General features: G+C 37.6%; 8 protein-coding genes and 1 riboswitch. Of the genes, 3 read left to right on the top strand and 5 right to left on the bottom strand.

What is annotated here, in order from left to right; translation table 11 throughout:
* On the top strand, window positions 1–512 hold a 512-nt coding region (locus tag R3333_RS08905; protein WP_318958439.1), incomplete at its 5' end, for a T9SS type A sorting domain-containing protein.
* Between the two features lie 61 nt (window positions 513–573).
* On the opposite strand, the gene R3333_RS08900 is transcribed toward R3333_RS08905, so the two are convergent.
* The 5 genes from R3333_RS08900 to R3333_RS08880 form a co-directional block, all read right to left on the bottom strand.
* Window positions 574–2646 carry an OmpA family protein gene (locus R3333_RS08900; protein WP_318958438.1) on the bottom strand — a complete coding sequence of 691 codons (2073 nt, stop codon included), beginning with the start codon at window positions 2644–2646 and terminating at the stop codon, window positions 574–576.
* A 180-nt stretch (window positions 2647–2826) separates the two neighbouring features.
* Window positions 2827–3804 carry a T9SS type A sorting domain-containing protein gene (locus tag R3333_RS08895; RefSeq protein WP_318958437.1) on the bottom strand — a complete coding sequence of 326 codons (978 nt, stop codon included), beginning with the start codon at window positions 3802–3804 and terminating at the stop codon, window positions 2827–2829.
* Window positions 3804–4859: a YncE family protein gene (locus tag R3333_RS08890; protein WP_318958436.1), complete on the bottom strand. Its 1056-nt coding sequence runs from the start codon at window positions 4857–4859 to the stop codon at window positions 3804–3806. Before R3333_RS08890 ends, R3333_RS08895 begins: the two co-directional genes overlap by 1 nt.
* On the bottom strand, window positions 4849–6840 hold the full coding sequence (locus R3333_RS08885) for a TonB-dependent receptor plug domain-containing protein (protein WP_318958435.1): 1992 nt from the start codon (window positions 6838–6840) through the stop codon (window positions 4849–4851). Before R3333_RS08885 ends, R3333_RS08890 begins: the two co-directional genes overlap by 11 nt.
* 39 nt (window positions 6841–6879) lie before the next feature.
* Complete coding sequence (locus R3333_RS08880) at window positions 6880–7842, bottom strand: DUF4465 domain-containing protein (RefSeq protein WP_318958434.1); 963 nt, start codon at window positions 7840–7842, stop codon at window positions 6880–6882.
* Between the two features lie 120 nt (window positions 7843–7962).
* A riboswitch (cobalamin riboswitch) is annotated at window positions 7963–8164 on the bottom strand.
* Window positions 8165–8503: 339 nt separating this feature from the next.
* Here R3333_RS08880 and R3333_RS08875 point away from each other — a divergent pair.
* On the top strand, window positions 8504–9628 hold the full coding sequence (locus R3333_RS08875; RefSeq protein ID WP_318958433.1) for an ABC transporter substrate-binding protein: 1125 nt from the start codon (window positions 8504–8506) through the stop codon (window positions 9626–9628).
* Window positions 9625–10317, top strand: a 693-nt coding sequence (locus R3333_RS08870) for an iron ABC transporter permease (protein WP_318958440.1), incomplete at its 3' end; no start/stop codon positions are given. The genes R3333_RS08875 and R3333_RS08870, both read left to right, overlap by 4 nt.

The raw sequence follows: 10317 nt of genomic DNA, 5'->3' as shown, positions 1-10317 counted from the left end.
CCGCTTCACAAATGATTTACAACCATGTTGGAAGAGGTATCTACCCAAGTTTCGGAGGAATGGTAAATTCATTACCTGCTACCGTTGCGGTCGGTGAAACACACACGATCAATGCTTCCATAATTCTCGATCAAGAATGGGACGAAACAAAAATGAACCTCATCGGTATATTGATAGACCCTAGTGGTGATGTAAATAACGCTGGAAAAGCAAGTCTGTCTGAAGCCATTGACAACGGATACGTATTAACTACAGATAACTTCGATTTTAATTACGTAAATAATTTATTTGAAATCTATCCCAACCCAAGCGTAAACACTACAGAATTGACATTAAACAATGTAGAAAAAGCGGACCTTAGGGTGTATGATTTAGCCGGAAACATTGTTTTCCAAAAAGCTATTTCTAAAGGTTCAACTCAGTTAGATTTTGCAGCTTTAAGTGCTGGGATGTACACTGTAGAGGTCAGTAGTAATCATCAAATTCAACAAAGTAAACTCATCCTTCAATAATTTCACATTCAATAAAAAAGCCCGCACAAATATGTACGGGCTTTTTTTATTTCTAACCCTTTTAAATACTATTGATTACAAAATCAGTTCTTCTGTTTTTCGCTTTGTTGGCCTCGCTATCATTGGCCACTTTTGGTTGTGTTTCTCCAAAACCTACAGCATCCAGCCTACTTCCTTTAATACCTAGGGATACTAAATATGCTTTTACACCTTCAGCCCTGCGTTCAGACAATTCCAAATTTTCTTGGGCGTCACCTTCGTTATCGGTATGACCTTGAATGGTAATTTTAGCGGTTGGGTTCTCTTTTAAAAACTGAGCAAATTGGCGTAAAATAAACTTACTACTTTCAGACAATTCTGCAGAAGCGGTGTTGTATAAAATGTCATTTATCGTATACGGTTTTCCTACCTCTATTTTACGTACTTGTAAATCTTTCGACTTCACTGTTTCTCCCTCTTCAATAACTTCTTCAGTAATTAATTGAGAATCGAAAGCGTGATTATCTTTTTTAACCGTAATCATAACATCAGAAGGTTCTTCATTTTTAATCACTACTGCATAAGAACCATCCTCCCCTTTTACGTCTACTTCTTGAATTTTATCACTATTGGCATAACTTACTTGAATTTTGGCATCCTTTACAGGCTCTCCTTTTTCATTGGTTAAATTCCCTTTAGCAATAATCACTTTTTGAGGTCTAGCCTTCTCATACAATTCGAAAGAATAAATATTCCATCTCCCTCCCTTTCGAGAAGAGAAATAAGCCAATTTACCATCCGTTGAAACAAAAATTCCAATTTCATCATCCTTTGTATTAATTGGATACCCTATGTTCTCAGGTTCTCCCCATGAACCGTCATCATTCATTCGAACATAAAAAATATCTGTTCCTCCTACACCTTGTCTTTCTCCAGATACAGAGGAGACAAAATATAGCGTCTCTGAATCTTGGTGCAAAAATGGACTCTTATCTTTTCCAGATGTATTAATTTCAATAAATGGACGCGAAGGTCCCCACGTACCATCCGCTTGACGTTCACTGATAAAAATGTCGTCCATCTGCGTAGAAGGCCTCAGTGCGGTGTAAAACAAAGTGTTTCCGTCAGAAGATAAAGAAGGTTGTGCCTCCCACCCATCTTTGGTATTTATTCCTTCCCCTAAATTGGTAAGTGAGTCACAAATAAAAGGCTTCCCTTTCTGCGGTGCTTCTTTAAATCTCGTAGAGTACAAATCACAGTTCTTATAATCCATGCCTTGAACTTTTTCATACTTACAAGCACAAATGATCATCTCTTTGTTATCTACAGATACCGTAGCTGCACCATAACTCACAAAAGTTCCATCGTTAAAAGGCTCATTTACTGGAGTACCATCACTAAACTCCAATTTTGGATTTTCTCTGTACGACCAGGTAAACTCTTCAACCATGTTCGACTTCATATCTCCCAAGTTTCTTCTGTCCAACCTACGTGTATAAAAAATCAACTCGTTGTCGGGTGATATCATAGGAAAGTACTCATCTTTAGACGAAGAAACATTTTTCACGATTACGGGATCAAAAGGAACTTGACTTGTTAACAACTCCTGCTCCTTCTCTAATTTACCCAAAGCTCCGTTTACAGTTTGCAATTTACTCGAGTAATCCTTCGGATACTTGTCTCTACTTGAGTGCTTAAAATCCCTGAATTTCTTGAAATAATCAATGGCAAAATCTAATTCCTCTTGCTGAAAATTAATCACCCCTAAGTAATAGAAACAATCTGCATGAAAATCCTCACAAATCTCAAGGGTATGCATAAACATTTGTTCAGCTTTCTCGAAGTTTCTATCTCCCACCATGGGGTTTGGATTTTCACGATAGGCTTTTAACCCTTCTTCGTAAGCAAACATGGCATAATCAAAATAAGCCGTGGCATTTTCGTCCTCCGACAAAGTTAAAGCCTCTATAAAATACTCAGATGCCGATCTTAAATCGCTCGCTGCATTGGCTTTATCTAATAATTTCTGAATTTTCTTGGAAGGAGCTCCACATTCCTCACTAATTTCTTCCTCTTGCCCTATGGAAAAAGAGCTGATTATTAGTGGAAAAATAAGCGCTGATATTTTTACTAATGAAGGGTAAAGTATTCTCATGTTGTCTTCGCCGTTTTAGATTATTCATAACGGAAACACAGCAAATTTGTTACATCTTAATTTGATTTTATAACAACACTTTTCCCGCTTTTTATATGCAAGGATAAAAGTGAATACGTAACAAAAAAGCGAGGATAAATTTCCCTCGCTTTTTGATGAAGTGGTTGGTTGTTAAAATTATTATGAAATAAGTATTCGTTTCTTCACGTAACGACCATCTATGTGTACTTCTAAAAGGTAAATTCCTTGACCTAGATCTACATTCACATTGAGATAATTGTCGTTCACATTTTGTGTATACACCTTTTGTCCCTGTAAATTATAGATATTTAATTCTTCGATTTTTTGTTCTGCTCTAATTTTAAAATTTCCTTTTGAGGGATTCGGGTAAACTGCAAAATTGATATCTGCCACATCCTCTATACTAACAAAACCGTGCATTTGGGCTACACCGTCTAAATCAAAACCACCACTTTCGTAGGGTGTTGGATAAGGATCATTAATAATATTCCCGTGAGTATCCATTCTAGCACTATCCCCCACTGTACCAACAACATCAATAATTTTCACCCATTGAATGTTATCCAAATCTAAAGCTGCACTATCTACAAGTTCCTCCAAGTCAAATGGCGTACCGTAACCTCCCTTATATTTCCCCGCGAGATTATTCAATTTTGTTGCGTCTAAACTACCAAAACCACTTATCTGTAGTTGAGTTTGTGTTAAGGAATGAGATGGAAAACGAACAAAGTTTTGCCCGTCTGAACTTACTTCAACATAAGCAAGCTCCAAATAATCAGAAGCAAAAGAGTTTTCAAATACTGCAAAATCTGCTCCTGGACCATTCAAAATGGGTCCGTTAAAGTACAAAACAGCTACTCCTCCGTCTCCCAAAGAAACTACGTCCATAGCGTTTCCGCTTGCCGGTCCAACCGCGTTTTGAGCCGTTCCAAAACTTACTTTGTTGGTACCATTTACTGTAAATAAAGTATCCTCTATATCCAAGTACCCCCTTTGTACTTCAACTGCGTTGGCCCAGGCAATAATAGCACTACTATCTTTATGAATAGCTGTGGTCCCTGCCTCCTCTGCAACTGGAGCATATTGTCCGAAAACAAACCATGGAAGGCAGCATAACAAGCTCAATATTTTTTTCATCAATTTTTAATTTTCACCAGTGTATTCGGATTCAAACCTGTATCCAATTCCTCCAAAAATTCACCTGTACTTTTTAAATATTTTTTCAATTTACCTGAGAGTGTAAAACCTCTAGCGTCTAGGCAATACAGATAATCTTCATCTACAAAAACACCATATAAACTCTGTATATCACTTGCGTCTATGTACGCAGAAGAGAGTATAGTTTCTTGTTGGGCATCCACCAGGGCTACATTATTTGTATTATTCCCATAATTAAGATGAGTAATCCATAGTTTATCCTCCTTATCCATAAACAAGGAGGTGGCTGCAACTCCTAGATTTGATTTCTGATAATTATTTTGAGCATCTAACACGAATAATTCACTAAGATCCGTTCCATAATTACCACGCTTCACTACATAAACATCTCCTTCACTGTCTACCGCTAACTCTCCAGGATTCGCACCTATAAAAATTTCATCACTAATTTGTAGGGTAGCTAAGTCTATTACACTTACCGTTGAATCGTAATTCGGACTGTTCAATCCTCCCGAATTTGCTACAAATATTTTATCATTGCTAACAACCAAGCCTTCTGGGTTATTCCCTACTTCAACGCGGTTTGTAACCATATAAGAACTTGTATCGATCACGTTTACATATCCATCATAAGTACTGACGTATATATTCGGACCATACCCCGTAACAAAACGAGGCAATTGATTCACACCTTGGAATTGTAAATTAATTTGTGCTTCTGATTTCAAGGTACTCTTATCCAAAACCTCTATCGTAGAACTTGCATGTACAACTATATATACCTTAGCTCCATATACAATCATATCATTTCCAGTATCTCCCAATAACCTGCCGTTCTGTTGTAAAAAATAATCATTGCTTACACTCCCATCTTCTGCGATAAAACTCAAGGAAGCATTGTTTTGTTGAAACAAGCCTTCATTCAAAAGAAGTAAACCATCCTTCCCCTCAGTATTATCCGAATCGGGTAAAGGATCTTCTTTACACGCCCCTAATAATAGACCAAACAATATTGCGTAGATGCTAAATTTCATAAATCAGTTTTATATAGTATGACCTCCCTTGTAGTACAAAAGATTTCACGTATTGATAGTTTTTTCCACCTACGTTCTTCACTCCGGCGTTCAAGCGAACAGGTAATTTGGTATTCCATCTTAGGTCTAAACTCAAGTTAATATCATAAGTTAAAAACCCATCTACCCTATTTTGCGGAATATTTTGATTGAGTGCATATCGGGCTCCTATATAATTTAAACTGTGGGTCATTCCTACATTTCTATATTCAAAGGTCCCAGAAAAGTTAGCACTGTGTTCTGGAATGTAAGCAATTTGATGTCCGAAAGTAGCACTTCCTCTTTCACTTAAATCAACCACGCGTTGGTAGGTATAATTTACATTTAATTGCATGTATTTGTTATTCCTAAACTTCTTGCGGTAAACATAACTTACATCTCCTCCTAAGCTTCCTACCTGACCAATATTTTGCATCGACCAGATAAATAAATTTTTAGTGGGGATAGCTAAAATTTTATCCTCTATTAAGTTTCCAAAAACGTTGGCATTAAACTCTTGAGCATAGGCATTTTTAACCGTATACTTACTGTGCCATTTGACCCCTAAATTCAATTGATTCACTTTTTCAGGATCCAAAGCAATGTTCCCTATTTGAGAATAATACAACTCATTGAAATTAGGCAAACGGAAAGAGCGTTGAAACCATACAAACGCCCCAACATTTCTAAATAAGAAAGGACGATCTACTAAAAGCTCTGGTGTTAAGGCTAAAATTGGATCTCTCCAAGTGTTGTTCCCTCTATTGTGTTCGAGTACAAAACGGGCTCCTAAGCTACCTTTTACAATGTACTTTGAAAATTTCACCTCACCCGCAGTCAAAGCTTTCCCTATCAAACGGTTGGGCGCAGCAAAGTCTGCTCGGTTAGAATTCAACAGGTTATTTTCAAACTCACCTCCCCAATTTAACGTGTAACGCGGACCTTTTTCGGCTTTTGCATAGTGCCCGTAGTAATGTGTGAAATTTTGGTAACGATGATCGATAAAACCTGCGCTATTAAAGTATGTAGGATCTAAATATTGATTATTATCTGTTTGAAATGAGGCATAACTTCTACTTCTAATACTCCAACCTTTTACCTTTTTGTTATAAGATTGCAAGGAAAGATTTACATATCCCTTTTCTGAATTGAGCTCTTCGTCATTAGACATCGCATACAACAATACAGCTCCGGGTAATTCATTAGCAATATGGGCATAACCTCCCAACACTTCAAAAACTTTGTAGACGTAATTCTTTTCCCAAGTACGGATATAATTGAAATTTAAAAATGAAGATTGGTAGGCATTGTTCTCTCTCACCCCTTTTACATCACCTCCAAAAGTTTTAAAATTGTACGTGTAATCACCTTGGTAAAAACGTTGATTGAAGTCTATTCCAAAAGCTCCTTTTTTTAATTTTCGTTTGTATAAGGCAAAGATGTCGTGCTGACCAAAAGAGGAAATTCCATAAGATGCCAATACACTTTGTTTACTATAATTCAGCTGCCTTCCTTTGGTTAATATAGAAACCACGTTACCCTGCATCGAAGCACCAACCGTTGGTAATATGTTGGACCTTCCAAAAACGTCGTGCTCTATATAACTAACATTTTCTACGGGTACTTGACTATAATCAGCCATTCCAGTTTGTGCATTCGAAACCGAAAAACCATTAACCATCAAAACATTGTGCTGTGCTCCCATTCCACGATAGGAAAGGGTTTTTAATCCACCCACATCTCCATAATTTTTAATGGAAACACTCGGGATACTTTGCAACATCGTTCCCAAATCCAAAGGTTGTAAACGTTCTATATCTTCGGTGGTAAATCTCTGGGGTTGCTCAGGTATAACCGGACGAATAATTTGAACCTCATTAAAGGTTTTGACCTCGGTACTATCACCTTGCGACAAAAGTACCGAGGAACAAAAAATTAACAGTATGGTTGAAATTAATTTCATCCTAAATTGTGATGAATTCCTAAAGGAAATTCCATAATATTATTGAATCACTAATCGTTGTGTTGCTACAGCCCCTTCATGACTAACTTTCACGAAGTAAACTCCAGCCTCTAAATCCGCAAGGTTAATGGTAGTGTTCACCATTCCAGTTTTAACCAAAGCTCCTTGCGTATTGTAAAGGGTAACATCACCAGCTTCTGCATTTATTTTCAATTCCGTTGATGCTGGATTCGGGTACATATTAAATTCAATTGTGGCTGCTTCATCGAATCCTAAGTTTGACTCAATGTACTCCAAGTTATCAATCGCAAAGTAGGCCGGTGTATTCATTCCCCATGCTCCTACATCAGAAGAATGGAAACCGAAGGTTAAAGCCATAGAACCTGACAAAGCGCTTAAGTCAAAGTTTGTCCATGTATCCAAAATGTAATCTTGTGCATCCGGACCTCTAAAATCTGCCAAGTAAACATCTACAGAATCCACGATATCAAAATTCGCGTCCCATCCGTAAATACGCACAAAGAAAAAGTCTTCTCCATTTGTACCATCATCTATTCCATCTGCATTTGTGGTAGATCCAAATTGCTTAGCAAACTGATCACCATCACGCATAGAAATTCCAGCGTACGTGTTGTTTACAAAATCAGCACCTACCAAAACGCGCTCTTCCTCGAACCAAAGTGTATCGGTATTGTTAAAAACAGCGTATTGCTCAGAACCATTTGCTCCTTCACCTGCAAAAGCAGAATATGGATTTGTATAGCCAGGAGTTGTTACATCCGTCATGTTTGAGTATACAAAACCATGTGCTGTCCCCCAATTTCCAAGGTTAGCACCAAAAGTCACCCCATTTTCTGTAAACGGAGCATAGCTATCTGTAAAAACATAAAAGGTGTCTGCTGTAGGAAGTGTTAAACTTTCAAAGTCTACAGTTACTTGATTTTGTGCTTGTGTAAATCCTGCTCCAAGCACAAGAGCAGCCATTAAGTAGAATTTTTTCATTCTTGAAAAATTATAAATTACTAAAATGACTCTGGATTAAAGGGTGTGCACGCCCATAGAAGATAAAATCGAAGCACCGAAATAGCGCCTAGAAATTAAATCCAACTTTAATCTGAAGTCTTCATTACTAAACATTTGGGCGAGTATTCTGACTTACTTCCTAATGTTTCCCCTTCCCATTGGCGTTGAGTTTGCCCAACAGTGGTTTATGGAAACATCTACTAAAGCTTACAGCTGCAGATACAGTTCCTGATTTTCACAGGATTCCAATTTAAAACCTTCACTCCGAAGAGTTTCAGTTACCAAAATGCGTGGCAAATGTAGTTTAAAATTTAAAGAGTGCATAGGATAAGTGTATAAATTTCAACGTTCGTCTTTCACTGGGCTGTTTCCCCTTTTAAAATCGGGGGCGCGTTTTCCATTATAGTCCTCCCCCTTTTGGCGGTTTAAAAGCAGAGCGGTAAAAGCTTCTCCAGGGTCGCTTTCCCCTTTCTGTTTTGCACACCCCAAAAGTGCTCCGGGCTGCCACTTCAACCGCTAACAGAAAACAGTGTTGCGCACGACTGAGAAGTATGGAGAATGCCTATGCTCTTAAAAGTTTTGATTCGCTTTACGGAAGTCTAACACAATATTTTTCCATATTTGCATAAACTATTCGACGATGAAAAGGTTCATTTTCCTTCTTCCTTTATTTCTTTTAGCATGTATTTTTGCTTGTTCATCCGAACGTCAAAAAAACACTAAAAACACTGAATTAAAAGTAGATACACTAGAAACCTCTTATTCTAAAGGTTTTTATCTATTGCAAGCGAAGGATGCCTATATCGTTCAAATTTTAAATCCTGATAACCGCTCAGAAATAGAACAAGAATTCTATTTATATACAAAAAACGCAAGCATCCAATCAAAAAAAGATGCCATCAATATTCAAATTCCCATTCAAAAAAACATAGCCCTTTCGAGCACGCATATAGGGATGATAAATGCCCTGGGAAAAAGTCAGACCATTGTTGGTGTTTCTGGCGGACCTTACCTTTGTGATGAAAACTTAAAAGCACGTTTAGAACAAGGTGAATTAAAAAGTGTACAAGACATTGCCCAGGCTAATTTTGAAGAATATTTAGGCCTTCATCCCGATGTAATTTTTTCAAGTTCGTTTACCAAAGACGCGCCCATTTTAGAAAAACTCAAACAAGCCAACATTCCTGTTTTCAACAATTACGACTGGCGAGAAACCACTCCACTTGGCAGAGCAGAATGGATAAAAGTTCTGGGTATTTTCTTTAATGAATACACCAGAGCAAATAACTTTTTTGAACAAGAAGTAAACAGCTACACTGCTCTGAAGGAGGCTGCAACTATGGTTTTTTTTCACCCAAGTGTGTTATCGGGTTATTATTATGGCGGTGTTTTTAACGCTCCTGCTGGAGAGAGTTACCAAGCCCAATTGTACAAAGATGCTGGGGCAGCATATGTTTTTGCCCAACAACCTGGAACAGGTAGTTTAGACTTAAGTATGGAAGAAGTAGTTACTCAATTTAGAGATGTAGATTACTTACTCAATGTTTCAGGTAACACAAAAGCTGAAATTGAAAAAGCCTTTGAAAAATACAGTTTGTTCGAAGCCTTTCAAGGCGATGGTTTGTATAACTACACGGCGAACAACAATTGCTTTTGGGAGAATGCAGCGCATCAACCCCATTTGTTATTGGCGGATTACATTGCTATTTTTCACCCAGAAATAATGAGCAGAGATAGCTTAAACTTTTACAAAAACATACAATAATCAAATCAAGAAAAGCACATATAACCCTCAGTATCGGTCTCTTCCTTTTCGGAATTGTACTTTTCTTTATCGATATTTTTGTAGGAAGTACACAGCTCTCTTGGGCCGATTTATGGAATAGTATTTTTAATTACGACGCCAATCAAACCGAACAATTGTTGGCCCATGTGTTTCGTATACCCAAAGCAATTACAGGCGTATTAGCGGGAGCGGCTTTAGCCATTTCCGGATTACTCATGCAAACCCTATTTCAAAACCCATTGGCGGGACCATATGTTCTCGGTATCAACTCAGGTTCTAGTTTGTTTGTGGCCCTAAGTACCATGACGGGGATTGGTATTTTCGCCTCTGATTTTGGAATTATCTCAAGTGCACTACTCGGAGCATTTGCCTTTGGATTATTAATATTAATCAGCTCCATTTATGTGCGCTCTAAAATATCATTGCTGCTTATAGGTATCATGTTAGGGAGCTTTTCTGGAGCTTTGATTAATGTGGTACAATCTTACTCTAACCCAGACGCTTTAAAAGCATTTACCCTTTGGAGTTTTGGTTCTTTAAACAATGTGGCTTTCGAACAGTTGTGGTGGTTTATCTTGGTTGCATTACTTGGAATTGTTTTAAGTCTCTTCCTCACCAAACCTTTGAACTTATTGGTTATAGGTGAAGAAAACGCAAGTTTATTAGGG

This window comes from Lishizhenia sp., assembly GCF_033720595.1.
Lineage (GTDB): Bacteria > Bacteroidota > Bacteroidia > Flavobacteriales_D > Crocinitomicaceae > Lishizhenia.
The sequence above is the reverse complement of the archived record's forward strand: the minus strand, read 5'-3'. Positions and strand labels throughout refer to the sequence as shown.